We start from the raw sequence: 26,411 nt of genomic DNA on the forward strand, positions 1-26,411 counted from the left end.
TGCCGCGGTGCCCGGATCGGGCGGTGGCGTGGTGCCAGGATCGGGCTCATGGCCGCCCGCGAACCCGCCCCCGCCGGGGCACCGGACACGTACGTCGAGGCCCCGGCCGCCGGCGTCGCGCCGCCCCGTTCCGCGGAACGCGGAGATCACCGCGGCCGGGGCCTGGACAGGCATGACGACGTTCCTGACCACGATGGCGCCGATGTGACGGCCAACCTTGGCGAGCTTCGACGGGTCTACGACGTCGGCTGGCTCGATGAGGGTGACCTTGCGCCAGTCTGGGTGGAGCAGTTCGCCAACTGGTTCGCCGACGCGGAGGCTCCCGGTTCCGGGGTGCTCGAGCCCAACGCGATGGTCTTCGGCACAGCCGACGCCGCCGGCCGGCCGAGCGCCAGGACCGTGCTGCTGAAGGGCTTCAGCGCCGAGGGGTTCCTGCTCTTCACCAACTACAACTCCCGCAAGGGCCAGGAGAGCGCGGCCAACCCACACGGCAGCCTCGTGTTCCCCTGGTACGCGCTGGAACGTCAGGTGATCGTCGTCGGCGCGGTCGAACGGATCTCACCGGCCCATTCGGCCGAGTACTTCCGGTCCCGGCCGAGAGGCAGCCAGCTCGGTGCCTGGGCCAGCCGGCAGTCCGCCGTCCTGACCTCGCGCGCGGAGCTGGAACGGCGCGACCTGCAGTTCGCCGAGCGCTGGCCCGACGGCACCGAGATCCCTGTCCCGACCTTCTGGGGAGGCCTCCTGGTCGTGCCCGAGACGGTCGAGTTCTGGCAGGGCCGACCGGACCGCCTCCACGACCGCCTCCGGTATCGCCGCGTCACTGCACCTGGCCCCGATGGCCCGGACAACTGGGTCATCGAACGCCTTTCCCCCTGACTCGTGCGGCTGCCACTCCGGTCGTTCCGGCCGTCGCTGGCAGAAGCCGATCAAGGCGCTGGTGCGGACGACGAAGGGTCGGCCCAACCCCATGGATCAGGGGCCGGGCCGGCCTTCTGACCGAGCCTTGCCGGGGGCGCTAGCGCAGTGGGCGCTCCGGGGCGGCCTGGGCCGCCTGGGCCGCGATGGCGTCCACATCGGCGTCGATGTCGGCGGTGCGTGCCGACATCGGGACATACGAACGCTCGCCGTGGCCGACGTAGAGCTGGCGGGGGCGGGCGATCTTCTGCTCGGGGTCGAGCAGGCCCTCCTCCCACTGCGCCAGCCAGCCGGGCATGCGGCCGATGGCGAACAGCACCGGGAACATCTCCACCGGGAAGCCCATCGCCTGGTAGATGATGCCCGTGTAGAAGTCGACGTTCGGGTACAGCTTGCGGGAGATGAAGTACTCGTCCGAAAGGGCGATCCGCTCCAGCTCCATCGCCAGGTCGAGCAGCGGGTTGGTGCCCGTCACCTTGAAGACCTCGTCGGCGACCTGACGGATCACCCGGGCCCGCGGGTCGTAGTTCTTGTAGACCCGGTGCCCGAAGCCCATGAGCTTCTTCTTGCCGTCCTTCACCTGGGCGATGAAGGTCGGGATGTTCTCCACCGAGCCGATCTCGCGCAGCATCCGCAGGACCTGCTCGTTGGCGCCGCCGTGCAGCGGGCCGTAGAGCGCGGCGATCGCGGCGGCCGCGGCCGAGAACGGGTCCGCCTCGGAGCTGCCGACCGCGCGCATGGCGTTCGCGGAGCAGTTCTGCTCGTGGTCGGCGTGCAGGATGAACAGCACGTCGAGCGCGTGCTCGAGGTTGGGGTCCGGCTCGTACTTGAGCTCCGTCGCCTTCCACATCATGTTGAGGAAGTTCCCGGCGTACGACAGGTCGTTGTCCGGGTACGCGTACGGGAAGCCCACCGAATGCCGGTAGGAGTAGCCGGCCAGCGTGGTGATCTTCGCGATCAGGCGGACGATCTGCAGGCGGCGCAGTCCCGGGTCCTTGATCTTCTTGGCGTCCGGGTAGAACGTCGACAGTGCACCGACGGACGACACGAGCATGCCCATCGGGTGCGCGTCGTGGTGGAAGCCGTCGATGAACTTCTTAATCGACTCATGCACCAGCGTGTGGTGCGTGATCTCGTCTTCCCAGGTGGCCAGCTCGTCCTTCGACGGCAGCTCGCCCGCCAGCAGGAGGTAGGCGACCTCCAGGAAGCTGCTCTTCTCGGCGAGGTCCTGGATCGGGTAGCCGCGGTACCGCAGGATGCCGGCGTCGCCGTCGATGTAGGTGATCTCGCTCCGGCAGCTCGCCGTGTTGGTGAACGCCGGGTCGTAGGTCATCAGCCCGAAGTCGTCGTCGTCGACCTTTATTTTGCGGAAGTCCGCAGCGCGCACGGCGCCGTCTTTGATCGGTACTTCGTAGCTACGACCGGTGCGGTTGTCGGTCACGGTCAGGGTGCTGACCTGCTCGGACACGCCGGGCTCCTCTCGCTGTGGCAGCGCAGTCGGTCGACGGGCTGGCACGACGCCGGCGCCGTGAGTCCGGGGTTGCGGAGCCCTCGCGCCGGTTTGCTGGCAGTTCGTTGCTCCCAAGTCTCGCCGCTGGAGGCGCCACATGCGCGTGATCGGAGTGGAACATCCGACGTGGGCTGCGCCACCCGGTCTGTCCCCCGTCGCCGGGTTGGTCAGCGCTGTTGTGCGCCCACCGCGTAGCGCTGTGACCTGGCTACATGACGTGTTCGTCAGACCGGTGAACGTTGCTTCCTGACGGGTGATACCCAGTCTTGATGTGAATGCGTTGAGCGTCGTCGCGGCGGCCGGTGGGTGCGCCGGGCCGGCGGTCCGTCCGGGTGCGAGTTGTCACACTCGGTGGTATCCGCGCCGGGCGCGGGCCTCGCGGCCACACCGCGGGCCCGCACGTCCGGCTCAGGAGCCGGCGAGCCGCTCCAGGATCGGTGCCGCGTGGCGCAGCGCGGCGATCTCGAGATCGGAGAGCTCCGCCAGGCGTTCGGCCAGCCATTCGTCCCGGCGGCGGCGGTCCGCCTCCAGCAGCGCCCGGCCGGCCTCGGTGACCTCCGCGATGACCTGCCGGCCGTCAGTGGGGTGCGCCGACCTCGCCACCAGGCCGGAATCCGCGAGATTGCTGATGACCCGGGTCATCGAGGGCGGCTGAACCCGCTCGTGCGCCGCGATCTCGCCCAACGTCATCGGGCCGTGCCGCTCCAGCGTGGCGAGCACCGCGAGCTGCGTCGGCGTGAGGCTGCTCGACCGCTCCTGGCGCATCCGCCGCGACAGCCGCATCACCGAGAGACGCAATGCCGACGCAAGCTCGGTCTTCGCGGCGCTGTCCATCATCTGACGGTACTCATGACCCAACTTCAGGATCTAGCCGCCGCTCGGCAAGTGCCGGTGCGAACGGTTCCGACCGGACGACAGCCGACAGCCGCCCGCGCGCCGGGGGCGCGGCCGGGACTAGAGCTCCACCCAGCCGCCGGCCTCGCGGGAGCGGCGCGCCGCGTCCTGCAGTCGCGTGACCGTCAGCAGATCGTGGACGGTCGCGCCGCGGACCATCGCCGGGTCGTCCAGCTCGACCGCCCGCACCAGGTCGTAGGTCGCCTCGACCAGGCCCGGGCGCTCGGAGACCGGCGGCGGCATCCACACGGTGCGCACCCCCTCGTGGTCGGACCGCCGGACCCGCCGGCCCTCGACCACGATCCGGCCCTCCTCACCGCACAGCGTGAACGTCGCGTCGGTGAGCCTCGCGCCCATCTGCTCGTGGACGAGCACCGTGGCGCCGCTCGCGGTCAGCAGCGCGAGGGTAACCGGCGCGGTGCTGGTCAGCAGCGGGGCCGGCATGCCCGCCGGGTCGGCGCAGACCGCCAGCACCTCGCCGCACCAGCGCACGGTCAGGTCGAGGATCTCCGCCCGCCCGAGCGGCCCGGACGGCGCGCCGACGACGGTCATCTGGGTGAGCCGGCCGAGCGCCGGCACCGACGCCTGGACGTGCCAGGCCGCCGGCCAGGCCCGGTCGTCGAACGCCACGACGTGCGCGAGGTCCGCGTCCTCGGCGACGTCGGCGACCGCGCGCAGCGCCTCCGGGTCCGAGGTGACCGCCCTGACCAGCAGCACGTGCAGCCCGGCCTCGGCGGCCCGCTGAGCGATCAGGTCGGACGCCGGCGGCGCGAGCTCGATGCACACAGCCTCGATGTCGTCCGACAGCAGCGCGGCCAGGTCGCCGTACGCCCGTGGTGCCCCCACGTCGGCGGCCCAGGCGAGCGACTCCAGCGGCTCCGGCGCGAGGAGCCCGACCACGTCCATCCCGGCCTCCCGCAGCAGGCTCGCGGTCAGGCGCTCGGAGCCGTCGGTGACCAGCGCCGCGGCGACCGGAAGCTGCGGGTCGCGGCGCCGGTCTGCCCGCCGCTGCTCCCGCCAGGTCTGCGCGGCGACCGGGTCGCGCGGCCCGACGAGCTCGGGAACGGTGGTCATGGCACCAGATAGTGCCTCCGCCTGCGCCCCGGCGACGAACGGTTGGGCCGAGCCACCGGCGGCAATCTTGTCGATCTTTGGTGAGCGGGCGCAGTCCGGGCGTGATGGGCGATGATCGGGGCATGGCGAGGCTGTTCGTCGCCGCTACGCCGCCGGCCGAGGTCATCGCGGCGCTCGGCGCGGCGGTGGCCCGGGCGAGACCGACGGCGCCGGCGCTGCGCTGGGTGGATCTGGCCCGCAGCCACCTGACGCTCGTGTTCCTCGGCTCGGTCGACGACGCCCTGCGCGCCGCGCTGGCCGAGCGGCTCGGCCGGGTCGCGCGGCGCCACCCACCGGTGGAGGTCGCCCTGGCCGGAGCCGGGCGGTTCGGCGACCGGGTCCTGTGGGCCGGGGTCGACGGCGAGCTGGCCCCGCTGGCCGCGGGGATATGTCGCGCGGCGCGGCGAGCGGGCGTGGCCGACCTGGACCCGCGCCCGTTGCGGGCGCACCTCACTCTTGCCTACGCCCGCGCTGGCCGCCGGGTGGACCAGGCCGGCTCGGCGCGCGCGGCGGCTGGTTCCCGGGCCGCTGGCACTTCCGGTGGGCCGGGCGCCTCGGCGGAGCCTATGGACCTGCGTCCGGTCGTGGCCGCCCTCGGCGGGCTGCCGGCCCTGGCCTGGACGGTCGACCGCTTCGAGCTGATGAGCAGCGTGCTGGGCCCCCAGCCCGCCTACACGGTCGAGTCGACCTGGCCGTTGGCCGGCGCCTGACGCTCAAAAGTTCAGTTTGTTAAGTCAAGAAGTAGAAAAGTGAATCACGACACACCGGTAAGGCGTTGGCGGGCCGGCTGCGGGTGTGTTTCTGTTGGCTTGTGCTGAAGCCGGCTTACCTGGTCACCCGGGGCCACATCGACCTGCTCCGGGTCTCTTCCGCGGCCTGTCCGGTCCGCTGAAGACCCCGCCGACCCTGCCGCCAGCCACTCCAGGCCGCCTCACTCGCTGACCTCACTCGGTCAGCACGGCGGCCCGCATCGCCTCCGGGACCACCTCCCGATCGCGCCGCGCCGGGCCCAGCCCGCCGCTCCCTCCCGCCAGTTCCTGGCCGTCGGCCTCGCGTCGCCGGGAACCTGCCGACACGGCCACCGGTGGTCCCTCGACCCGCGAAGCCCAGCGCGCGAGCCCTGGACTCGACCGGCTGGCAGGCGGCGGACCCGGGCGGGACCGGCCCCGCGCTACCGAAGCCTCACTCGCTCAGCCGCCACGCCCAAGGAGAACGCCATGTCGCCCCAGCCCGCCACGGTCCGCGCCGCCTCGGAGCACCTGGTCGCGCCACGCCCGCTCGCGCCCGTCGCCCCCGTCCGCCGCCTGCCGGGCCCGGCCGTCCCGACGGCACAGACGGCGCGGGCTCAGCTGGGCCGCCCGGCCGGGGTGGCCCGCCCGGGCGAGCGGTTCGACCTGCGGCAGTTCCACCGTGCGCCGGCCGCCGCCGGAGCGGCGGCCGGGGCCGCGGCGACCAGCGCCTATGCCACGCCGCTGCCGAGCCGGCGCGTGGGCCTGGCGGTCGACCGGTCGGCCTGGGCCGCCTGGCTGGACGGCGAGCTGCTGAACCTGACCTATCTGGAGTTCGAGGTCCTGGACTTCCTGGCCCGACACCCCGGCCGGGTGTACTCCCGGGCCGCCCTGCTGCGCCACGTCTGGGGCCACCGGGTCGACGACGACCCCGGTCAGGCCGGCCGGACCGTCGACGTGCTGGTGACCCGGCTGCGCCGCAAGCTCGGCCCGGACAACCGGGCCAGGATCGAGACCGTCCGCCGCGTCGGGTACCGCTACCGGCCGGCCCCCGTCGACACGGTCGCCTGAGCCGGGCTGTCCCAGTAGCGCCGCCTTCGTCACTTCGGGCCCGGTTGTGGGATCTCGATTCGTATGGTCAGGTGAGGCATCGCCGGTGGCGTCCAGGCCAGTCGGCCACCTCGCGGCGACGACGTGCTCGGCGGAGCCTGGGAGCGGCTGCCGTCCCCGGGGACCAGCCGAGCAAGCCGTGTGAGACTTCGACTCGGGCGGCTGGCTAGTCGTTTTCTGACTCGAAGGGTGGTCATGACCAGCGTGCCGGGGGTTGCCAGGGACGCGCGGCGGCCGGCCGTCGTAGGTCCGGCAATCGAGCCGGACGCGCTGCGGCAGGCGTTCCGCAGGCACGCTGCCGGGGTAGCGGTGGTCACGTGTGCCGGGCCGGCTGGTCCGGTCGGTTTCACCGCGACCTCGGTCGCGTCGCTGTCGGCGGCCCCACCGCTGCTGTCGCTGTCGCTGTCGGCGACGTCGTCCAGCGCGCCCGCGGTGCTCGAGGCCGACACGCTGATCGTCCACCTGCTGTCGTGGGAGCACGAGGAGATCGCCCGGCGGTTCTCGACCCGTGGCGTCGACCGGTTCGCCGCCCCGATCCGGTGGGAGACGCTCCCGACCGGGGAGCCGTTGCTGTCGGACGTCGCCGTCTGGCTGCGTATCCGGATCGGGCACCGGATCCCGGCCGGGGAGAGCTACCTCGTCGTCGCCGAGGTGATCGACTGTCGGGTCGACCGGGCGGACGAGCCGCTCGTCTACCACGACGGCCGCTACGCCACGCTGACCGACATGACCCCGCCCGGTGAGCGGGTGCAGGAGCCGGAGAGCTGAGCTCGGCCGGCTCGGTCAGTTCGCGTTGGACCGCTCGCCGCGCCGGATCCGGTTGCGCCTACGGATGACGATGAACAGGCCGACCAGCCCGAGGCCGGAGCCGCACGCGGCTGTCGCCAGCCACCACAGGTGGCCGTCGTGGCGCAGCCGACCGGCGAGCGGGATCATCACGGCCAGCGCGATCAGCCACAGGACGGTGCCACCCGCGACCGAGCCGACCCCGTCGTAGGGCAGCGGCGCCAGGCCGGCGCCGGCCGGCCCGGCCCCGTCGCCCACCCCGCCCGTGTCGGCCTCGGTGGCCTTCACCGCGGTCGACGTCGGGCCTGCCGGCCGCTGGCCGGCCGCGTCCTGCTCCAGCGGCACTTTCGCCTCCACGCCGGCGACGTTACCCGCCACCGGGGCCGAGCGCTCGGGCGGCCAGGACCGCACCCCCCGAGCCGCCGCCGGTGGCTGCTCAGCCTCCCCACAGCGGGACGCCGGAGTCGTCGAGGTCGTCCTCGGCGTCCCGGAACTCGGTGCCGTCCGGGTCGCGCAGCGCGGCCGCCAGGGCGTGCCGTCGGTGCCAGGTGCCGGCCTGCCAGGCGAGCGCGCGAGCCAGCGCGTCGGAGCCGGCGGAGGCGTCGACGTGGATCTCGCCGCCGATGCCGCCGACGACCCGCCAGCCCGTCCGGGTCGGGCGGCCGGCCAGGTCCGCGACCGTGAGCCGGGTGTGCTGGACGTACGGCGTGCCGTCCGGGGCCTGCTGCTCGATCGCGGCGTCGGCGGGGTCGGCGAGGATCGGGCAGTCGGCCAGCGCCGAGGCCAGCGGGACACCTAGTACGTGCCCGACCTCGGCCGCGCGGTCCAGCGGGAGCCGCAGCGGCGCCACGTCACCGAGGAGCGTGAGCAGGTCGGGCGCGTCGAGGATCACCGCGTCGCCGGTCGGGACGACGCCGAGTGGGGTGCGAACCGTGAGCGGCGGGTCCAACCGGCCGTCGGCGAGGCCGCCGCCGGGTCGGCCGTCCGGGCCGGTCGCGAGCAGCGTCGCGGCGGTCACCGCTGCCACGTAGAGCGCGCGGGCGCTGGGCCAGGGGACTTCCCGGTCGACGTCGCCGAGCCGGTCCAGCAGGTCGAGCACCCCGGCCAGGTCGCCGAGGACGTCGTCCAGGGTGAACCGGCAGCCGAGCGCGCGCAGCAGCTCCGGGTCGACGCCCGGCAGCGGGGCCGCGGGGGCGAACAGGCCGTCGAGCAGCGGGTCCGCCTTGGGCAGCCGCAGCTCCGGCGGTGGCAGCCGGACCACCCGGCCGGCCAGTGGCCCGGCACCGTCGAGGCCGTCGTCGAGGCCGTCACCAAAACCGGCGTCGCCGAAGGCGCCGGCCGAGCCGTCCGAGTGGGTCATGGCCCGGCTCGCGACCGGCAGCAGGGCATGGCGGGACAGCCACCAGCGAGTGTAGGACGGCTCGTCGCCGAGAACGACGTGACGCAGCGGTGGCTGAGCCAGCTCGGCGAGAGCCCGCGGCCAGGCGGCCGAGTCGACCAGCTCCAGGTCACGCACGGCCGCGAAGCTCGCGAGCACGACCGGGGCGCGACCCGCGAACTCGCCGTCGCCGGCCCCGTAGGAACCCCGGCCCGCGCCGGCCCGCGCCGCCGCCGCCCGGACCGCGGCCAGGGCCGGGGAATCGGCCGCCTCCTCGACCCACGTGTCGCTGTCGTCGAGGTCGAACAGCACGGGCTCGTCCGGGTCGAGGGTCACGTCGTTCGCGTAGAGCACGCCGAACGTGCGCAGCACTCCGACGGCTTCCAGGACGGCCGGCGGCCAGGCGTCGGTCAGCTCGGGCCCGAGGACGGCGAACGGGGCGTCGTCGGCGACCAGCCGGTCGAGCGGGCCGCCGGCGATGAGCAGCTCGGAGGCCGGGACGAACTCGCCGTCGACGTCCGGCAGCAGCAGCTCGCCCAGCCAGTCCAGCCCTCCCGTGAGCTCCTCGGCGGTGAGCCCCGCGTCACGGACCAGCGCGAGCACCGCAGCGGCCAGCGCCCGCAGCTCCTCCGGATCGTCGTCGGGGTCGGCGTCGACGACCGCCTCGTGCACCGCGGGGTCGCGCAGCACACCCGCGGGGGTGCCCTCGACGGCGCCGAGCGTGCGCAGCGCGTCCCGGGCGCCGCCGAGGCAGGCGTCCGGGTGCACGACCCGCAGCGGCAGCCCGGAGGCGGCCAGCGCGACGACGTCCAGCCCGTCGGTGGGCAGCAGCACCCCGCGCGGCCCGGTGACCATCCGGACCCGCAGGGGCGCCGCGCTCGAGGTGTCGCCGACCAGCGAGTCCTGGCCCGTCACCGGACCGGCGGGACCGCCTGGGGAGAACGTCCGCGTGTCGTCGTCGGCCACGGTCGCGATGGGAACGGGCAGCGCGCCGAGCGCGTCCCGGTCCGGCGCGGTGATCAGAGCCGAGTACAGCGCCGACCACCAGGCCGGCGGCCGGCGTAGCCCGGCCAGCACCTCCACCAGCCCGGCGCTGTCCAGCCGGCGCACGCCGAGGGCATCCAGAGCCCGTCGCCAGTGCCGGGCGGCGTACCGCGCGGGCAGCAGGCCGGCTACGACGCCCGCCGTCTGGTCCTCGCCGACCGGGGAACCCAGCTCGACGGCGACCCCGAAGCCGCTGTCGAACCCGGCGTCGAGGAGATCGGGGCTGGAGGCGACGCCGTGGTCGACCCGATGGCCCGCGTCGGCGCGGCCGAGCGGGTGGGGACCGGCGAGCAGGGCGGTCACGGCGTCGGTGGCCGGGCCGAGGTCGCAGACGACGCATTCGCGGCCGAGCCGGCCGCCCGGCATCATCGCGGCCTCGGGCAGCATCGCGGCGACGGCATCCCGCAGCCGGCCGTCGACGGCTCCGGCGGGCAGCCCGGCCGGGACCAGCTCCAGCGCCACCAGCGGGTCCGGCGGCACCAGCGGATCCGCACCCGGCGCCGTGGCGGCCTGCGGCCGGCCCGGCCGCGGGGCGAAGACGGCGAACAGGTCGTCGTCCGCCCCGTCGGCGTCACTGCCGGCGGCACCGGCGAGGTCGGCGGGATCGTCGGTGGAGCCGGCGGTGCCGAGGTGGATGGCGAGCGCGGCGAGCGCCTCGGCGAGCCGGTCGGTCAGCCAGTCGCGCAGCGGGCCGGCGACGGTGTGCCGCCGGGACGGCTCCAACGGGAGCTCGACGCTGGCCAGCACCGGCAGCGACAACGCCTCGTCGGTCGGCTGTGGTGCCCGGACCACCTTCGGCACGCCGGTCGGCCAGCCACCGTCGCGCACCATCACCCGAGCCACGTAGCCGGTCCTGGTCCGCTCCTCGACCGGACGGCCGGCGAGCAGCGCGGCCGGGATCGTGCCGCGCCGCACGCAGCCGCGCCAGCGCTCCCCGTTCAGCAGCGCGATCTCCAACGTCGTGTCCAGCGGGGTCTCCACGGGCTCTTGGCCCTCGTCGGCGCCGGACGGGCGCGTGAACAGACTCGCCGCCGGCTCGGCGCCCGGAGCCTCGACGGCGGGCAGCTCGGATCCGGCCGCACTGGCGCCGAGGTGCTCCCAGACGCAGCTGTGGGTGCGGAGCTGGCCGTCGACCTCCAGTACGACCTCGCTCAGGCCTGGCAGCACCAGCAGCAGGGTCGGGTCGAACGCGGCGAGCAGCTCGTGGGCCATGGCGGCCGCGTCGGCGTCCCGCAGAGGCAGGCGCACGACCGTGTCGTAACCGGCCGGCACCGGCTGCGGCGCCGGTTCGGCGAACGGCAGCCGCAGCACGGGCGCCGCTCCCTCTCGACGGCCCAGCTCGGTGCGCAGCCCGGCGGCACCGATCTCGTGCACGGCCATGGCCGTCCATTCCTTCGACCACCGCACCCCGCGCCAGGCCGCGGGATCCCCTGGCGAGGCCGCGCGCGAGACGACGGACGGGTCGTCGCTCACGGCCAGCACGGCGGCGAACCCCGCGCCGAAACGGCCGACGGCGGCCACATCCCGCTTCGCCGAGGCGCGCAGCGTGCTGAGCGCCTCGACGCCCTCGGCCGTCAGCGGCGCTCCGGTGTTCGCGACCTCCAGCAGGTCCCCGGCGAGCCGGATCAGGACCCGGCCGGGAACGCCGGCCGACGCGGCGGCGTCGACCCCGTTCTGCAACAGCTCGGCGACGAGCCGGTCGCGGTAGGCGCCGAGCGCCGCGTCCTCCTCGGCATTCGCGTCCTCCCGGAACCGGGCCGGCGATGCCGCCCACGCGTCTAGCACCCGGGATCGGATCGCCGCCGTCCCGAACGGGTCTGCCTGGCCGGCGGAGAGGTCGGGGCCTGCCGGCCCCGCGCCGTCGATCGCGTCGAGATGCGTCGCTTCCACTGCTCTATCTTCGCGACCCGCGCGCCCGGTTGGCGGGTGGCCGTCCACCTGGGCCCGAGTCGTCCGGCGATGCGGCCACTGGTGCGGTGCCAGGGCGGCAATGACGGGCGGCCGTGACGCGTGCGGGGCGGGTGCGGCGATCGTCGGGATCACGGCAGGATGGGCCGGTGGCACGAGGAGCTAGAGCCAGACGGCCGGACGACGCGCGGCTGGCCGAGGCGTTCGGCGAGCAGTGGCGGGTCGTCGCCGCGGGGGTCGACGCCCTGCCGGACGCCGCCTTCGACGCGGCCAGCCCGCTGCCAGGCTGGACCGTCGGTGCCCTGGTCGCGCACTGCGCCCGCTCCGGCGGCGCGCTGGCGGTGGCGTTGGCGGCCGGCCCAGCCGCCGGCGTGAGCGCTGCGGACGCCGTCGACTATCTGGGCGGCGTCGGTGCGCGAGCGGAGGCGGTCGCGGACACCGCCCGGTCCGACGCGGCAGGGCCGGGCGCCGTCGAGCTGCGTGGCCGGCTCCGGGACGCGGTGGCCGCGTCGGCCGGGGGGCTGCAGGCCGCGCTCGGTGCCGGTTCGTCGCCTGGCTGGGATCAGGTGGTCAGCTCGCCGGGCGGGCCGATCCGGCTCGGGGACTTCGTCGTGACCCGGTGTGTCGAGGGGGTCGTGCACGGGCTGGACCTCGGGTTCGCGCCGGCTCGGGACGCGCTGCGGATCGTCACCCGGGCGCTCGTCGACCTGCTGGCGGCGCGGGCGCCCGGCCGGTCGGTGGAGGTCCGGGTGCCGCCGTTCGCCGCGGTGCAGGTGGTCGACGGCCCCCGGCACACCCGCGGCACCCCGCCGAACGTGGTCGAGGCGGATCCGGTGGCGTTCGTCGAGGTGGCGGCCGGCCGGCTCGAATGGGCCAGGGCGCTCGCCACCGGCCGGATCACAGCCAGTGGTGATCGTGCCGACCTACGCCCCTGGCTCCCGCTGCTGTAGCCACCTTCAGGCCAGGCCGAGTTTCCAAGGTCATTGCCAGATCGGTTGCATAGTTCCGACCGGACCGGCAAAACCAGCCGACATGCCGGCCCTTGACCAGCGCTGATCGCCGGACTTCTTCGCCGGCCCCGTACCACATCGGGGAGGGCGCTCAGCGCCCGGACCAGGCGGAGCGGGCGGCGGGCGCTCCGCGCCCGTTCCGGCCGATCGCCGTGGCACTGGTCACGGGTATGTCCGAAGGGAAATGCTCGCTCACCCAGCCCCTGTTAGCGTGAAAGCCGGTGGCTGTCGACGGTGCGTCCACCTTCGCGTACAAGACCGTCCATGTCCCGTGTTGCCTGCCCGGGGGGACAGATCCCCGGCACCCCTCAAACGGCCTGACGGCGAGGAGACTGGTGCCAGTGACCAAGGGGACGGCTGCTGCCCCGGACGCGGGAGGCTCGGGTAACCCGAGGCCCGTGCCCACCGAACCTGGCTGCGACACTCGCGGCACGGGCGGCCGGGCTACCGGTGGCGTCGACGACCGGGCCTGGGAGCGGGAGCTGCACGACGCGGCGGGGCCCCAGGACGCCTGCGGGGTCTTCGGCATCTGGGCGCCCGGCGAGGACATCGCGAACCTCACCTACTACGGCCTTTACGCGCTTCAGCACCGTGGCCAGGAGGCCGCCGGCATGGCGGTCGCGGACGGTCGCACGATCGTGGTCTTCAAGGAGCTGGGCCTGGTCGCCCAGGTCTTCGACGAGCGGACCCTCTCCAGCCTGTCAGGCCATCTGGCCGTCGGGCACACCCGCTACTCGACGACCGGCTCCTCCACCTGGGAGAACGCCCAGCCGTCGTACCGGACCGCCAAGCTGGGCGGTGGCGTCGCGCTCGCGCACAACGGCAACCTGACCAACATCCTGGAGCTGGCCGAGGGCCTCGGTGACAACCGGGACGCCGGCATGCACGCCACCACCGACTCCGACCTGATCACCGCGCTCCTCGCCGAGCACCCCGGCCCGACCCTCGTCGAGGCCGCGCTGGACGTGCTGCCCCGGCTGCGCGGCGCGTTCTCACTGGCCTTCTCCGACGCCGCGACCGTCTACGCGGCCCGCGACACACACGGCATCCACCCGCTGGTGCTAGGGCGCCTCGACGGCCGGACCGAGGGTGGCGCCGAGCATCCGTCCGGCTCCTGGGTGGTCGCCAGCGAGACGTGCGCGCTGGACATCGTAGGCGCGACGTTCGTCCGCGAGGTCGAGCCCGGTGAGCTGCTGGTCATCGACGAGGCCGGGCCGCGCTCGCTGCGGTTCGCCCCGGCTGACCGGCATGGCTGCCTGTTCGAGTTCGTCTACCTGGCCCGTCCGGACACGACGATCGCCGGCCGCTCGGTGCACGCCACCAGGGTCGAGGTCGGCCGGACGCTGGCCCGCGAGGCACCGGTAGACGCGGACCTGGTGATCCCGGTGCCGCAGTCCGGAGTGCCGGCGGCGGTCGGCTACGCCGAGGCGTCCGGCATCCCGTTCGGCGAGGGCCTGGTGAAGAACTCCTACGTCGGCCGGACGTTCATCCAGCCGTCGCAGAAGATCCGCCAGCGGGGCATCCGGCTGAAGCTCAACCCGCTGCGCGAGGTGATCGAGGGCCGCCGGCTGGTCGTCGTCGACGACTCGATCGTGCGGGGCAACACCCAGCGAGCGCTGGTGCGGATGCTGCGCGAGGCCGGCGCCGCCGAGGTACACGTGCGGATCTCGTCGCCGCCGGTGCGCTGGCCCTGCTTCTACGGCATCGACTTCGCCACCAGGGCCGAGCTGATCGCCAGCGGCCTCGGGGTTGAGGAGATCCGCGCCTCGCTCGGGGCGGACTCGCTGGCCTACGTCTCGCTCGACGGCCTGGTCGACGCGTCCCGGCAGCCGGCGAACGAGCTGTGCCGGGCCTGCTTCGACGGCGTCTACCCGGTACCGCTGATGGATTCCGACCGACTGGGCGGCAGGCACCAGCTGGAGGGGATGGGCAGCGGCGCGGCAACCGGTGCCGCGCTCGCGGAAGCGTTCAGCCGGCGAGTCGTGGTCGGGATGAACGGCGCCGATCCGTCGCCTGACGCGCTGGACGAACTCGCCGGCCTCGCCGGTCTGGACACGCTCGGGGAGATGGACACGCTCGGGGAGATGGCCGCGATCGACGGTCCGGCCGCGGACGTCGCTCCGGCGGGAAGCAGGAGCTCGTGACCGGCACCGACGGCGCTCGCGCGTCGGCCGGGGCCTCCTACCGGGCCGCCGGCGTGGACGTGGCGGCCGGGGAGCGCGCCGTCGAGGCGATGCGGGGGCATGTGGCCCGGGCGACCCGGCCGGAGGTGGTGGGGTCGCTGGGCGGTTTCGCCGGCCTGTTCGCCCTGGACACCGGCCGTTACCGCAAGCCGCTGCTGGCCTCGTCCACCGACGGTGTCGGCACCAAGATCGCTCTCGCGCGGGCGCTGGACGTCCACGACACGGTCGGCATCGACCTGGTCGCGATGGTCGTCGACGACCTGGTCGTCTGCGGCGCGGAACCGCTGTTCCTGCTGGACTACATCGCCTGCGGATCGCTCGACCCGAGCCGGGTCGCGTCGATCGTCGCCGGGATCGCGACCGGCTGCGAGCAGGCCGGCTGCGCCCTCGTCGGCGGCGAGACGGCCGAGCACCCGGGCCTGATGGGCGCGGACGACTACGACCTGGCCGCGACCGGGATCGGCGTCGTCGAGGCGGACGAGGTGCTGGGCCCGGAGCGGGTCCGGGCCGGCGACGCGCTGATCGCGATCGCGTCGTCCGGGGTGCACTCGAACGGCTTCTCGCTGGTGCGCCACGTGCTGTTCGGCGCCGTCGACCCGACCGCGCCCGGCGGCATCGGCGCCGAGGGCCAGGCCGCGCTGCGGGCGGTCGAGCCGGCGCTCGGCACGACGCTGGGGGAGGCGTTGCTGACCCCGACCCGGATCTACGCGAAGGACTGCCTGGCGGCCGCGGCCGCCGCCGAGGTGCGTGCGTTCGCGCACATCACCGGAGGCGGGCTGGCGGCGAACCTGGCCCGGGTGATCCCGGCCGGGCTGCTGGCGACGCTTGACCGGTCCACCTGGACGCCGCCGGCGGTTTTCGCGCTGCTGGCCGAACGCGGTGACATCCCGCTCGCGGAGATGGAGCAGACGTTCAACCAGGGCGTCGGAATGATCGCCGTCGTCGCTCCGGGTGCCGTTGACACGACGCTTGCCGTACTGGCCGACCGTGGCGTCCCGGCCTGGCTCGCCGGCCACGTCGACGCGGCGGACGCCGAGGACGGCCTGACCGCCCGCGTGACCGGTGCCCATCCCTGATCCGTGAGCGTGCGGCCGGCCCGGTGTGCCGGGCGGGGCCGGGCGGTCGTCCGGGGTGGCGATGACGGCGAAAGCCGTGCGCGGGAGTCGATCCCGTGCTGACCTGGCCAGCGGCTGCCGAGGCCGCGGTTCGGGCCCTGGCACGCCAAGCTCCCGGGCTTTGCCTCGGGAGCGTTGGCGCGGGCCTGGGCGTGCTGACCGGAGGTCAGCGCCGGATGGCCGGGCTAATCATCGTCGTCGACGAGATACGCGCTGTACTCGTCGTCGTCGTATTCGTCGTCCGCGTTGGGATCATCACCCTCGGTGGTGCTTCGAGTGGTCGACCCATTTACGCCCAGATCCGCCTTCAACCGGTCGAGATCCATATTTGGCGAGTTGTACTTGAGCTCGCGGGCGACTTTCGTCTGCTTGGCCTTCGCTCGGCCGCGCCCCATGGCTCGACCCCCTCGAACATGACGACGGGGACCCGCCCCGGTGCTCTAACTGTCTCGTGCTTACCGAGACTACAGGGATCGCGGGCCGGTCGGCACGCCAACCCCGCAGTTGCCGCCGGCGGGCCATGGAGCGTCCGCCTTCTGCTACTTCGTGCCCTGCCTTCGCCCCGTTCGGACGATGGCGGTGGGTGCGAGCGCGGGGTCTCAGGGCAACAGGATGCGGCGAAGCCGGCCGATTCCGGTCATCCGGCGTTCCGCGAGTGTCACCGCGGCGGCACCGGGCGTCTGCCCCTCGGCCTCGGCGAGCTCGAAAACGTTCCGAGTCGTCCGGAAGATCCGCGCGGCAGACGCCTTGGCCCGGTCGGCCCGGTAGCCCTCGATCTCGTCGGCGACCTGGATCAGCCCGCCGGCATTGACGACGAAGTCCGGCGCGTACAAGATCCCGGCGTCGGCGAGCAGCTTGTCGACGCCGGAGTGGGCCAGCTGGTTGTTGGCTCCGCCGCAGACCACCTTCGCGCGCAGCCGGCCGACCGTCTCCTCCGTGAGCGCGCCGCCGAGCGCGCACGGCGAGTAGACGTCCGCTGCCGCGCCGATCAGCTCGTCGGGGTCGTCGACGATCTCGACCGTCGGATGCAGCGTGCGCAGCCGGGCCAGTGCGGCGGGGTTGACGTCGGTGGCCAGCACCGACGCGCCGTCCTCGATCAGGTGGCCGACCAGCCGTGCGCCCACCTTTCCCACCCCACTGACGGCCACCGTCCGCCCCGCCAGGGTAGGGCTGCCCCAGACCCTGGCGGCGCTGGCCCGCATCCCCTCGAACACGCCGTAGGCGGTCAGCACACCCGAGTCGCCCGACCCGCCGTGCGCCGGCGACCGCCCGGCCACCCAGCGTGCCTCCCGGGCCACGACGTCCATGTCCTCGACATAGGTTCCGACGTCGCAGGCCGTGATGTAACGCCCGCCGAGCGAGGCCACGAACCGGCCGTACGCGCGCAGCAGCGCCTCGGAGGAGTCCTTCGCCGGGTCGCCGATGATGACGGCCTTGCCGCCGCCGAGGTCCAGACCGGCGCAGGCCGCCTTGTAGGCCATCGCCCGCGAGAGGGCCAGCGCATCGGCCAAGGCCGAGGACTCGTCCGGGTAGGGGTGGAACCGGGTGCCACCCAGGGCCGGGCCGAGCGCGGTCGAGAAGATGGCGATGATCGCGCGCAGACCGGAGGCCGGGTCGGAGCAGAAGACGACCTGCTCGTGCTCGGCGCCGGCGTCGAACACCGACGACGCGACCCGCGGCTCGCCGGGATAGGCGGACACCGTTGTCATGCCTGGAACCCTACGGCGGGCACCGGGCCCGCCGCGCTCGGGCGCGAGGCGCCCCTGCCGCACTTGGCCTCGTGTTGAACCGACGTTCTGGCCCAGGCCCAGCGACGTCCATCGAACCAGCCGCCCCGTGCTGACCGGCGACTCAAAAGTGTGAACCAGCCACGAAACCGGCCGGGATGATGACCGGCTGCAATTTCCATGTCATGAGACGACGAAGATGACAACGAAGATTGGGAGGGCGCTAAGCGCCCGACAGGCGGAGCCAGGTTCCTGCCGGATCGAGCGATGCGCGCAAGCGCCGGTTCCGGCCGATCGCCGTTTGCGCGATAGCCTCGCCTCGGCGGGATCAGGCTGGGGAGGGGGTCCAAGGTGCCTGTTGTCTCTCCGGCGGCGTATCTGCGGGTCTACGAGCCACTGGCCGCCTTCTCGCCGGCCGAGCGGCTGCGCTGGCAGCGCTTCGCGGCGACGGCTCCGCCGTCACGCCGGGCCGGCACCCGCCGGGAGCGGGTGGTCGCGCTGGTCGCGACGGTCCGCCCGTCGCTCGACGTCGCGGGCGAGTCGGCGTTCGTGCAGATGGTCGACGGTCTGATGTTCGTCTGCCCCTGGTCCACCCAGTTGCGGGTGTGGCAGGCCGCGGTGGAGTTCCGCGGCGGGATGCCGGAGCGGATCGCGGACGTGTTCCTGCCGCGGCGGGTCATCGACTCGGCCGAGACGGAGCTGGACCGCTGGCGGGCCCGGCGGCCCGAACCGAAGGTGCACATCGAGACATCGACCTGGACGGTCCCGGCGCCGTGGTTCCTGCTGTTCGACCCGGCCGAGCGGATGCTCGTGACGGGCGACACAGCCGAGCGGTCGATGGTCTACCGGACCGAGATCGGCCTGGCTCGCCGGCGGATCTCCGAGGCGACCGACACGTTGGCCGCGATGCGCGCCTCGATGCCGGACACCGCCGCCGCGGAGGGCGTCACCGACCTCGCCCGCTGGCTGGACGCCTTCCACCCGCGCAGCCGGGTCGAGCTGGACTACGACGGGCTGGTCGACCTGCTCGAGGACGACGTGCTGCGCCAGGACAGCTCCGTGGAGGACCTCGCCGAGGCCGTCCGGGCGTTACGCCAAGGGCGAACAGACCGGGCGACGGAGGCCTACGAGCGGGTGCTCGTCCGCTGGCGACCCATGCAGGCACGGGAATCCGCGAGCTGAGCTCGGGCGTTAGCTAACAGAGAGTCGCCACCCGCTTCGGACGAGCTGTGACTAGTCAGCAGATGGTCCCGACGTGCCATGTCCGAAATGCCCCCGAAGGATGCACGATCTGTATGGGACGGAGCGACGCTCTGTGACGGGAGGCCAACGCAATGACGACGAGAACGCCGGACGCCGAGCCCCTGCTGACGCCGGCCGAGGTGGCGACGATGTTTCGGGTTGATCCGAAGACCGTCACCCGGTGGGCCAAGGCCGGGAAGCTGACGTCGATCCGCACGCTCGGTGGCCATCGGCGCTACCGGGAGGCAGAGGTCCGTGCCCTGTTGAAGGGTGTCCCCAGCATGGGGGGCGACCTCTAGGTGGATTGATCCAGGTCGGTCGCACGCCAAGCCAGCAATCTGGCCGCCCACGGGGACGGCGGCCGGTGGCCGGTGCGGCGCGTACCGACTGGGGTGGGTTTCTGGGCAGGCACGCCAACCTGCCAGTGCCGATGAGCTGGTGGCCTATGGGCCCTGGTCATCGGTCCTTCTGGCGTGCCGGCTCAGTTCTTTCACGTGCCCGTCCCACCGATCTGCCGGATCGGGAGAAGGGGCTTGCCCGCCGAGGCTGCGCAGTCGCGTAGGTCGGCAGGATCCCTGCGGCGCCGAACCGGACGGCCTGCACTGGGCTGCCCGGTTCACACGCACCAACCGCTTCACCTGCACCAACACGAGGACGGACGGCATCACGCCGTCCGTCCTCGTGCTGTGTACGCCCGGCGCAGGTGAGCGAACCGGACCGGGCGGGGAATGCTGCCGGTAGGCACCAGGCCGGGGGCGCTTCGCCTGTGCCGGCAGACCGGTGGGGGGACGCCCGTGGCGAGGAACCGGAAGGCGACGTTCGGGCCCGTGCTGGCCGTTCCGGAGCAGGACCGCGCCATCTCCGACCTGTTGGAGGCCGTTCGGCACCGGCTGGGGATGGACGTCGTCTGGCTGGCCAGGGCCGAGGGCGACCTGGTGGTCATCGAGGCCCTCGACGGCGACGCCGGCTCGTTCGGCATCAGCGTCGGCACGACCATGCGCCACACGGCCACCGCCTATCCCCGCGTCATCACCGGCGAGCTTCCGGCGTTTGTCCGGGACGTCCGCGGTGACGACGCGGTCCGGCAGCTGCCCGCGGTGGAGGCATTGCGTTCCGGCGCGTACATCTCGGCAACGGTGTTCGAACGCGACGGCACGCTCTACGGCGTGCTCACGGCATTGGCCCACGAGCCGCGCCCCGACCTGCAGGAACGCGATGTCCGGTTCCTGCGGCTGGCCGCCGAGATGATCGCCGACTCGGTCTCCGACCTGCCCCGGATGTGGGAGCGGCGCCGGGCGTACTGGGACCGGATCAGTGCTGTGATCGACGCCGGCGGCCCGGCCATGGTCTACCAGCCGATCGCGGACCTGGGAGCGGGGGGCCGTCTCGTCGGCGTCGAGGCGCTGGCCCGTTTTCCTCCGTACCCGGACCTCGCGGGGCTCGATCCGGGGGAAGGCCAGACGCGGTCAGACCCGGGAGCCCGGTTCGCCGCCGCGTGGGCGGGCGGGGACCGGTCCGTAACCGGAGGTTCCGGCGGCCCGGGGAACGGCGTCCAGACCGAGACCGAACGCTGGTTCGCCTGCGCTGCGGCGGTGGGCCTGGGCGTCGAGCTGGAGTATGCCGCCATGCGGTCCGCGCTCGCCGAGCTCGGACGCCTGCCGTCGGGGCTCTTTCTCTCGGTCAACGTGTCGCCCGACAGCGTGCGCCCGGATCTGCTGGAACTGATCCAGGAGGTCGAGCCGAGTCGGCTGCTCCTGGAGATCACCGAACACAACCGGCTCGAGGCGGAGTCCGAGGCGCTGCGGGTGATCGACGAGGTGCGGGCCCGCGGCGTGCGGATTGGCGCGGATGACGTCGGATCGGGTTACGCCGGTCTCGCGCAGTTCCTGGTGCTGCGTCCAGATCTCGTAAAGATGGACCGGTTTCTCACGCATGGGATCGACACCGACCCAGCCCGGCAGGTGATCGCCGGTGCGCTCATCCAGGTCGCGGACGAGATCGGGGCGACCATGCTGGCTGAGGGCATCGAGACCTGGGAGGAACTGGCCACCCTCCGGGCCGCGCAGGTACGGCTCGGCCAGGGGAACTACATAGCGCCACCTGACCGTCTGTCCTCGGTATACGAGCCCGGCCCGTGGGAGGCCCGGCCCGGCGGCCCGGCGGCCCGAAAGTGGTCCGAGTCGCCTATGTGCAGTGATAGCGGTCTGTAACCGGAAAGTCGGTAGGTAGCTCGACGTACCGCCACCCCTGAGTCGTCGCGGGTTACTCGATCGGCCCGGTAGACCGGGCGGTCAGACGGCCATCGGTAGGTAGGCCGCCGTCGGGACTGTCTCCAGCGCTAGACCGACGGCGCCCCGGTGAATGCCGTCCAATGCGATCCACCCGGTCTCGGTCTCCGCGAACGCCGCCCAGGCCGGGCCATGCTGGCGCAGCAGGAACGGCAGCGACTGACCATCGACTGGGAGGTACATCGTCGTCCAGTCCTCGGCGTCGAGGTTCGTGGACAGCCAGCCAGCGAGCTCCAGCTGGTAGCGCCACCATTCCTGCCGGTCTACGGAGCTCGGGAACGCGGGAGCGACGGCGTGCAGCATGCTCTGCTGCGCCCAGCCGATGGCGTCATCGGCCACGGTCGGGCCGTAGCCCACCTCACCGACCTGCATCGCCGGCAGCCTCGGCACCGTCGTCACGATGACCCGCGGTCCCGCGTGGGCCGCGTCGCCGTGCCCGAGGCATACGCGCCAGACCTGTTCCGACCGCGGGCGCCAGGTATCCCACAGCTCGAGCCATCGCGGCTCCAGCAGTCCCCGGCGCAGACCGTAGATGGGGAAACCGGCGGAGGGGGGTGGCAGCAGTCCCGGCACCGCCACAGTGTGCAGCCTGGTCGCCCAACGCTGTGGGCCGACCCCGCACAGATTCAGGACAATCCGTCCCGTGATACCCGTCGCGCCCCGATGTAGGCGACGGTAGGGGAGGTGGACCAGGACGCTCCATTGGCCCTATTGCTACCCTTGCGGCTGTCCACTCGCGGGCTCTATCTCATCCATCACCCACGATTCGGACGCCATTGCCGAATCTGGCCAACACCAGCGGCGCAACAGTCCTGGTGATGGGCGGACCTGCCGGCACGATGGCCGGGCGGGCCGACCTGGTCTGCGCCGGTCTGTGCAAAATCTGGTCATTCGAGGCGTTCGGTGAACGCTGCGGCCCACGCAGCACGTTGCCCCGATGACCAGCTGTGAGTCGGAGCGCGCCGCCGGTTCACGCTCCGGGTGGGGAGGAACCTTGCGACGTCGGGATCGCGATCTCGCTGACCGTGCCGCCCGCTGGATGCCGCTGACCGGTCGTCGGGTGGCTCCGCGTCGTCGGGTGGCTCTGCGTGGTCGGGTGGTTCCGTGGGGCTGCTGACGCGCCGCGCCCCCCGCGCCCAGGAGATCGACGAGGGCGCGCCGGTCGTGCTCCCCGAGCCCGAGCCGGGTCTTCCTCGCCGTCCGAAGGACCCGGCGTTCGTCGGTGACTACCGCGTCCTGCGCCTGCTCGGCGAGGGTGGAATGGGCACCGTCTACCTCGGCGAGTCGGTCGATGGCCGGCGGGTGGCCGTCAAGGTCATCCAGTCCGAGTACGCCCGGGACCCCGAGTTCCGGGAGCGGTTCCGGGCCGAGACGGCACATGCCCGTCAGGTCGAGGAGGCCTACACCGCCGCGGTGCTCGACGCCGACCCGGACGCGGCACTGCCCTACCTGGTCACCGAGTTCGTGCCAGGGCCCACGCTGCGTGCCGCCGTGAACGCCGGAGGCCCGCTTGGCACCGGCGACCTGGCCCGGCTCGCGGTCGGCATGGGCGCGGCGCTGACCGCGATCCACGGCGCCGGTATCGCCCACCATGACCTCAAGCCCGGCAACGTGCTGCTCGGCCCGTCGGGGCCACGGGTGATCGACTTCGGCATCGCCAACGGCTTTGGTGGCCAGGCCCTCGGCCAGCAGCACGGGCGGGGCGGCAGGGGCCGCGGCCGTGGCCGCCGCGGGCACGCGGCGCCGGAGGCCAGCCAGATCGGCACCCCCGGCTACATGGCGCCCGAGCAGGCTCGCGGCGACGAGGTCGGCCCGGCCGCCGACGTCTTCGCCTGGGCGGCCGTCATGACGTTCGCCGCGAGCGGGGCACCGCCGTTCGGTGACGGCACCCCGGAGCAGTTGCTGCACCGGGTCACGCACGATACCCCCGACCTCGGCGCGCTGCCGGCGGACCTGGCCCCGCTGGTCCGCGCCGCCTTCAGCAAGGACCCGCAGGACCGGCCGTCCGCTGGTGACCTGCTGCTCACGCTGATGGGCGAGAAGTCCGCGGGCCGGCTCAGCGCGCGTGAGCCCGAGCGTCGCCTCGCGCTGCCCGCCGGGCCGGCCCGGCCCGTCGCCGAGCCGGCACCTGCCGCCGCGCCGAGTGCGCGGCTCGCGCCGTTCGCGTGGGCGCCACCGGCCGCCATCGCGCCCCCGGTGCCTCGACCAGCCACGCCGGTTCCCGCTCCGCCGGTGGAGGCTGTGCCGTCCGTTGAGGCTGTGCCGGGGGCCGACGGTGTGCCGGCGTTCGACGGCCCGCAGGCCGTCGCGGCTGCGCTGGCTGTCGACGAGGTGTCGCCGATGCTGGCTGCGCCGGCGCTCGACGACGTGCCACCGGTCGGGGCCGGGCCGGCGTTCGGCGTCGTGCCGGCGTTCGGCGTCGGCCCGGCTGCCGCAGCCGTGCCAGCCCCGGAGGCCGTGCCAGCCCCGGAGGCCGTGCCAGCCCCGGAGGCCGTGCCAGCCCCGGAGGCCGTGCCAGCCCGACCGGCCAGCGCCTGAATCCGGGCCAGGTCCTGAGTTCGTGTCGGCTTCCGAGGTCGTGCCGCCGGTTGACGCTGCGCCGGTGTCCGAGCCTTCGCCGGTGTTCGAGACGGTGCCGCCTTTCGAGACGGTGCCGCCTTTCGAGGCCACCGTGCCCTCCGACGCCCCGCCGTTCGACCGTGCCGCGCCCGCGGCGGCCGCGTCGACGGATGCCGCTTCCGTGGACGCGGCGCCTGTGCCCGCGCCGGCCGAGGTGGCCGCACCCGTCGCGCGGTCGTCGGGCGATTCCGTTCTCGAGGTGCCGGACCAGGTCGTTCCAGGCCCGATCCGCCCGGCGGACTCGTCGCCAGACGAGGCCGTCGCCACGCCCGACGTCCGGTTCCCGCTCATGCCTCCGGTCGCCTCGCACGGGAGCACGGATCCGGCGCAGGCTGGGACGGAGCCGTCCGGCCAGGACCCTGCGGCGCTCACCGCCGCCGAGGCGCCGGTGGCTGGCGAGCCGGTCGCCGAGCCGCGGGTGGAGCCCCCGACCGGCCTTGGGACACACGCGGTGGGCGTCGACTCGTGGGACGACTGGGCGCCCGTTCTCGGTTCGATCGGCGAGGCGCACGGCGCGCTCGCGCCGACGGGCCCGGGCGGCTCGGAGATCGTGCCGTTCGGGACCGAGCCGGCAAGCCCGGCGCCGGCCGATGAGGCGCCGGTTGTCCCGGGGCCGGAGGCCGAGGTCGTCGATCCGCTGTTCGCCCCGCTGACCGACCTGCAGCCGGCTGACGACGGAGCCGGATCGGTCTTCGCCGACGTCGTCGGCGCCTTCCCGGCTGTCGCCGCGGGCGTCGGTGCCGTTGACGGCGCGGACACCGGCCATCGCGTGCCCTCGTCCGGCGAGATCGCTGTCGCGGATGCCGTTGGCGTCACGGACGAGACCGCCGGTGCTCCCCCGGCGGCCGCGCCGGGCGCGCCCGCCGGGCCGGGCAGCGAGTCCGCGCCCGGAGTGGACGTCGGTCAGGGCATCGACGCCCCGGCGGCGCTCCCGCTGCGTGACGTCGACATCGCCTTCGAAGACCTTCTCGAGGAAGACCGGGCCGACGCGGACATCGCGGAGATCACCGTCGTCGAGGTCGCGGCGGCGGAGATCACGGTCGCGAACCTCGCGGACGCCGTCGCCGCGCCCGCGGTCGAGGCAGCGCCGACCCCGGTGGTGGGATCCGAGCTCGTCCTGTCGACCGGTCCACGCTCGGTCGTGCTGCCCGAGAGCGACGTGCCAGCGGACCAGACCGCCGCGGCCATCCTGACCGGCCCGATCTCGATCCGCGCTGTCGCCGGCCCGGCCAGGCCTGACCTGGGCGACCACCCGAGTGACCTTCGCCTGAGCGCCATCCAGCTGAGCAACGGCCACCTCACTGGCGATGAGCCGGATGACGGCAGCCAGGACGATCCGCGGGACACAACTCCCGGCGAGGCACCCGTCGCCAGCAAGGCCGCCGAGGCTACCTCGACGCCGGACGAGGTGGCCGCTTCCGGCCCGGGCGCCGAGCTGGTCCTCGCGCCGTGGCCAGACTCGGCCGCCGCGCTCGCCGAGCTGCTGCCGCCCGGGGTACTCGTCGCCCGCGCGGCCGACGCCGAGATCGATGTCGACGGCGTCATCGACGTCGGCCCGGACTGGATTCAGGAGACGGGTGGCCGGTCCGAGCCGGCCCTGCCGCCCATCCGGTTCGCCGACCTGCACGCGTTGTGGGACGGCGAGGTTGATCTCGACCCGGCGGCGAGCGTGCCCGCGGCGCGCGCGATCGGCGCTGACGTAGCGCTGATCGGCCCGACGCAGTCGCCGCCGGCGTCGGCTCGCCCGTCCACCGAGCTGGAACCGTTCCAGCCCGCGGGCCCGCGGCTGCCCGAGCTGGCCGCGCCCGTGATTCCCCGGGCTACGTCCGCGGAAGGGCCGGCGACGGAACCGGTCGCGCTGACCCCGACAGGCGGTCAACCGAGCCTGTCGGTCGACAGCGCCCCGACCATGCAGCTGGTGCTGCCCGGCCAGCCCGGCGCGCGGGCCAGGGCGGCCGCGGTCCGCCGCGGCGCCCGGCGGCGGCGCAACGTGACGATCCTGGTCGCCCTCGTCGTCGCGCTGGTGGCGACCCTGGTACCGATCCTGCTGAGCTCGTCGGGCGGCGCGGCGACGGCGACGGCCGCCGGGCTTACGCCCTCGGCGGGCGGGCCCGCCCCGACGCCGGCCGCCAGCCTTCCGGCGGCCGCGACGACCGGCAGCCCTGCCGCGTCGGCCAGCCCGACCGACGCGGCCACCACGCCACCGGCTCCCCCCGGGAACCAGCCGGGTGTGCCCGGACTGTTCCTGCAGTCGGTGCCGGGCGGCGTCACGGTCACGATCATCGCCCCGTTCAACGGCGGTCCCGTCACGTCGTACACGGTGACCTCGACTCCGGGCGGCGCCCGCACGCTCTCGAAGCCCGGGATCTTCCAGGTCCCGGTCGACGGCTGCGGCCAGCTGACCGCCACCGTCCGAGCCAGCGGTCCCGGGGGCCTGTCGGAGCCGTCCGCGACAGTGCAGGCTCTGGGCTGCGTTCCGCCTGGGCCGCCGACCGGGATCCTGGCGATCCCGGATGGTCACGGCCATCTGATCGTCAACTGGGATGTCCCCGCCAACGTCGGTGGCAACGCGGTCAATCTGGTGTATGTCGTGACCGTTTTCCGGACGGGTCCGGCCGGCGTGACCTCGGACAGCTACACGATCTCGGGGCATAGCTACACGCGTACCGCTCCGACCGCCGCCGACCCGTATTTCCGGGTCACGGTGGCCGCGAAGAATGCCGCTGGTGTCGGTGAGCCCGTCGTCGCCTGGGCTAGCCACTAAGCAGTAGCCGCGACTGGCCGCCGCGGCCGCCTCGCTCGCCACCATCGGCCTTTTCGCCTACGCCCGCCACGAGGGAT

At 73.6% G+C, this 26,411-nt stretch carries 21 protein-coding genes; 12 read left to right on the forward strand and 9 right to left on the reverse strand.

Annotation, left to right across the window (positions count from 1 at the left end; genetic code table 11):
* Positions 1 to 48: 48 nt before the first annotated feature.
* Entirely contained in the window at positions 49 to 876 is an 828-nt protein-coding gene (gene pdxH, locus FRADC12_RS13945; RefSeq protein ID WP_232303784.1) for a pyridoxamine 5'-phosphate oxidase, read from the forward strand.
* A 139-nt stretch (positions 877 to 1,015) separates the two neighbouring features.
* Here pdxH and FRADC12_RS13950 read toward each other — a convergent pair whose 3' ends face one another.
* The 3 genes from FRADC12_RS13950 to FRADC12_RS13960 all read right to left on the reverse strand — a co-directional run bounded on the left by FRADC12_RS13950 (position 1,016) and on the right by FRADC12_RS13960 (position 4,393).
* A complete protein-coding gene (locus tag FRADC12_RS13950; RefSeq protein ID WP_084010723.1) occupies positions 1,016 to 2,383 on the reverse strand; it encodes a citrate synthase in 1,368 nt (455 codons plus the stop codon).
* Between the two features lie 450 nt (positions 2,384 to 2,833).
* Positions 2,834 to 3,262, reverse strand: coding sequence for a MarR family transcriptional regulator (locus FRADC12_RS13955; protein WP_255355192.1), 429 nt, complete (start codon positions 3,260 to 3,262; stop codon positions 2,834 to 2,836).
* 117 nt (positions 3,263 to 3,379) lie between these two features.
* Positions 3,380 to 4,393 (reverse strand): Gfo/Idh/MocA family oxidoreductase, encoded by a 1,014-nt coding sequence (locus FRADC12_RS13960; protein WP_045876987.1) that lies wholly within the window; start codon positions 4,391 to 4,393, stop codon positions 3,380 to 3,382.
* A gap of 122 nt (positions 4,394 to 4,515) precedes the next feature.
* Between FRADC12_RS13960 and thpR the strand changes: the two genes are divergently transcribed.
* The gene (thpR, locus tag FRADC12_RS13965; protein ID WP_045876988.1) at positions 4,516 to 5,142 is read left to right on the forward strand and encodes an RNA 2',3'-cyclic phosphodiesterase; all 627 of its coding nucleotides are present in this window, start codon (positions 4,516 to 4,518) and stop codon (positions 5,140 to 5,142) included.
* Between the two features lie 234 nt (positions 5,143 to 5,376).
* Here the strand turns inward: thpR and FRADC12_RS31295 are convergent, their stop codons facing one another.
* The gene (locus FRADC12_RS31295) at positions 5,377 to 5,514 is read right to left on the reverse strand and encodes a hypothetical protein (RefSeq protein WP_157488854.1); all 138 of its coding nucleotides are present in this window, start codon (positions 5,512 to 5,514) and stop codon (positions 5,377 to 5,379) included.
* A 135-nt stretch (positions 5,515 to 5,649) separates the two neighbouring features.
* Here FRADC12_RS31295 and FRADC12_RS13970 point away from each other — a divergent pair, with 135 nt between their 5' ends.
* Both FRADC12_RS13970 and FRADC12_RS13975 read left to right on the forward strand, forming a co-directional pair.
* On the forward strand, positions 5,650 to 6,231 hold the full coding sequence (locus FRADC12_RS13970; RefSeq protein ID WP_045876989.1) for a winged helix-turn-helix domain-containing protein: 582 nt from the start codon (positions 5,650 to 5,652) through the stop codon (positions 6,229 to 6,231).
* 234 nt (positions 6,232 to 6,465) lie between these two features.
* Positions 6,466 to 7,038 carry a flavin reductase family protein gene (locus FRADC12_RS13975; protein WP_045876990.1) on the forward strand — a complete coding sequence of 191 codons (573 nt, stop codon included), beginning with the start codon at positions 6,466 to 6,468 and terminating at the stop codon, positions 7,036 to 7,038.
* Between the two features lie 15 nt (positions 7,039 to 7,053).
* Here the strand turns inward: FRADC12_RS13975 and FRADC12_RS13980 are convergent, their stop codons facing one another.
* A complete protein-coding gene (locus tag FRADC12_RS13980; protein WP_232303785.1) occupies positions 7,054 to 7,434 on the reverse strand; it encodes a DUF2530 domain-containing protein in 381 nt (126 codons plus the stop codon).
* Between the two features lie 58 nt (positions 7,435 to 7,492).
* The gene (locus FRADC12_RS13985) at positions 7,493 to 11,368 is read right to left on the reverse strand and encodes a sacsin N-terminal ATP-binding-like domain-containing protein (RefSeq protein WP_084010725.1); all 3,876 of its coding nucleotides are present in this window, start codon (positions 11,366 to 11,368) and stop codon (positions 7,493 to 7,495) included.
* A 167-nt stretch (positions 11,369 to 11,535) separates the two neighbouring features.
* Between FRADC12_RS13985 and FRADC12_RS13990 the strand changes: the two genes are divergently transcribed.
* The 3 genes from FRADC12_RS13990 to purM all read left to right on the forward strand — a co-directional run bounded on the left by FRADC12_RS13990 (position 11,536) and on the right by purM (position 15,655).
* Positions 11,536 to 12,336 carry a sterol carrier family protein gene (locus tag FRADC12_RS13990; RefSeq protein ID WP_045876991.1) on the forward strand — a complete coding sequence of 267 codons (801 nt, stop codon included), beginning with the start codon at positions 11,536 to 11,538 and terminating at the stop codon, positions 12,334 to 12,336.
* Positions 12,337 to 12,878: 542 nt separating this feature from the next.
* Positions 12,879 to 14,540 carry an amidophosphoribosyltransferase gene (gene purF / locus FRADC12_RS13995; protein WP_232304164.1) on the forward strand — a complete coding sequence of 554 codons (1,662 nt, stop codon included), beginning with the start codon at positions 12,879 to 12,881 and terminating at the stop codon, positions 14,538 to 14,540.
* Entirely contained in the window at positions 14,537 to 15,655 is a 1,119-nt protein-coding gene (purM, locus tag FRADC12_RS14000; RefSeq protein ID WP_045876993.1) for a phosphoribosylformylglycinamidine cyclo-ligase, read from the forward strand. The genes purF and purM overlap by 4 nt, the downstream gene beginning before the upstream one ends.
* Before the next feature lie 224 nt (positions 15,656 to 15,879).
* Here the strand turns inward: purM and FRADC12_RS14005 are convergent, their stop codons facing one another.
* Positions 15,880 to 16,089 carry a DUF3073 domain-containing protein gene (locus tag FRADC12_RS14005; protein WP_045876994.1) on the reverse strand — a complete coding sequence of 70 codons (210 nt, stop codon included), beginning with the start codon at positions 16,087 to 16,089 and terminating at the stop codon, positions 15,880 to 15,882.
* Between the two features lie 204 nt (positions 16,090 to 16,293).
* Positions 16,294 to 17,403, reverse strand: a complete 1,110-nt coding sequence (locus FRADC12_RS14010) for a Glu/Leu/Phe/Val family dehydrogenase (protein WP_045876995.1) — start codon at positions 17,401 to 17,403, stop codon at positions 16,294 to 16,296.
* A gap of 369 nt (positions 17,404 to 17,772) precedes the next feature.
* Between FRADC12_RS14010 and FRADC12_RS14015 the strand changes: the two genes are divergently transcribed.
* From FRADC12_RS14015 to FRADC12_RS14025, 3 genes are all read left to right on the forward strand, one after another.
* Positions 17,773 to 18,603, forward strand: coding sequence for a DUF8083 family protein (locus FRADC12_RS14015; protein ID WP_045876996.1), 831 nt, complete (start codon positions 17,773 to 17,775; stop codon positions 18,601 to 18,603).
* Between the two features lie 152 nt (positions 18,604 to 18,755).
* Entirely contained in the window at positions 18,756 to 18,962 is a 207-nt protein-coding gene (bldC, locus tag FRADC12_RS14020) for a developmental transcriptional regulator BldC (RefSeq protein ID WP_013428155.1), read from the forward strand.
* A 495-nt stretch (positions 18,963 to 19,457) separates the two neighbouring features.
* Entirely contained in the window at positions 19,458 to 20,873 is a 1,416-nt protein-coding gene (locus FRADC12_RS14025) for a sensor domain-containing phosphodiesterase (RefSeq protein ID WP_045876997.1), read from the forward strand.
* 81 nt (positions 20,874 to 20,954) lie between these two features.
* Here FRADC12_RS14025 and FRADC12_RS14030 read toward each other — a convergent pair whose 3' ends face one another.
* Positions 20,955 to 21,530, reverse strand: a complete 576-nt coding sequence (locus FRADC12_RS14030) for a hypothetical protein (RefSeq protein WP_045876998.1) — start codon at positions 21,528 to 21,530, stop codon at positions 20,955 to 20,957.
* A 525-nt stretch (positions 21,531 to 22,055) separates the two neighbouring features.
* Between FRADC12_RS14030 and FRADC12_RS28395 the strand changes: the two genes are divergently transcribed.
* Together FRADC12_RS28395 and FRADC12_RS14040 are read left to right on the forward strand one after the other, a co-directional pair.
* Positions 22,056 to 23,489: a serine/threonine-protein kinase gene (locus FRADC12_RS28395; protein WP_052710903.1), complete on the forward strand. Its 1,434-nt coding sequence runs from the start codon at positions 22,056 to 22,058 to the stop codon at positions 23,487 to 23,489.
* Between the two features lie 64 nt (positions 23,490 to 23,553).
* On the forward strand, positions 23,554 to 26,334 hold the full coding sequence (locus FRADC12_RS14040; RefSeq protein ID WP_157488855.1) for a fibronectin type III domain-containing protein: 2,781 nt from the start codon (positions 23,554 to 23,556) through the stop codon (positions 26,332 to 26,334).
* The last annotated feature ends 77 nt before the right edge of the window (positions 26,335 to 26,411 follow it).

This window comes from Pseudofrankia sp. DC12 (assembly GCF_000966285.1).
Classification (GTDB): Bacteria; Actinomycetota; Actinomycetes; order Frankiales; family Frankiaceae; genus Pseudofrankia.

What these genes read in the sequence shown, in the direction of transcription:
- pdxH (WP_232303784.1), top strand. Translation starts at nt 49, where the DNA reads ATGGCCGCCCGCGAACCCGCCCCCGCCGGGGCACCGGACACGTACGTC.
- FRADC12_RS13955 (WP_255355192.1), bottom strand. Translation starts at nt 3,262, where the DNA reads ATGATGGACAGCGCCGCGAAGACCGAGCTTGCGTCGGCATTGCGTCTC.
- FRADC12_RS13960 (WP_045876987.1), bottom strand. Translation starts at nt 4,393, where the DNA reads ATGACCACCGTTCCCGAGCTCGTCGGGCCGCGCGACCCGGTCGCCGCG.
- thpR (WP_045876988.1), top strand. Translation starts at nt 4,516, where the DNA reads ATGGCGAGGCTGTTCGTCGCCGCTACGCCGCCGGCCGAGGTCATCGCG.
- FRADC12_RS13970 (WP_045876989.1), top strand. Translation starts at nt 5,650, where the DNA reads ATGTCGCCCCAGCCCGCCACGGTCCGCGCCGCCTCGGAGCACCTGGTC.
- FRADC12_RS13975 (WP_045876990.1), top strand. Translation starts at nt 6,466, where the DNA reads ATGACCAGCGTGCCGGGGGTTGCCAGGGACGCGCGGCGGCCGGCCGTC.
- FRADC12_RS14005 (WP_045876994.1), bottom strand. Translation starts at nt 16,089, where the DNA reads ATGGGGCGCGGCCGAGCGAAGGCCAAGCAGACGAAAGTCGCCCGCGAG.
- FRADC12_RS14010 (WP_045876995.1), bottom strand. Translation starts at nt 17,403, where the DNA reads ATGACAACGGTGTCCGCCTATCCCGGCGAGCCGCGGGTCGCGTCGTCG.
- bldC (WP_013428155.1), top strand. Translation starts at nt 18,756, where the DNA reads ATGACGACGAGAACGCCGGACGCCGAGCCCCTGCTGACGCCGGCCGAG.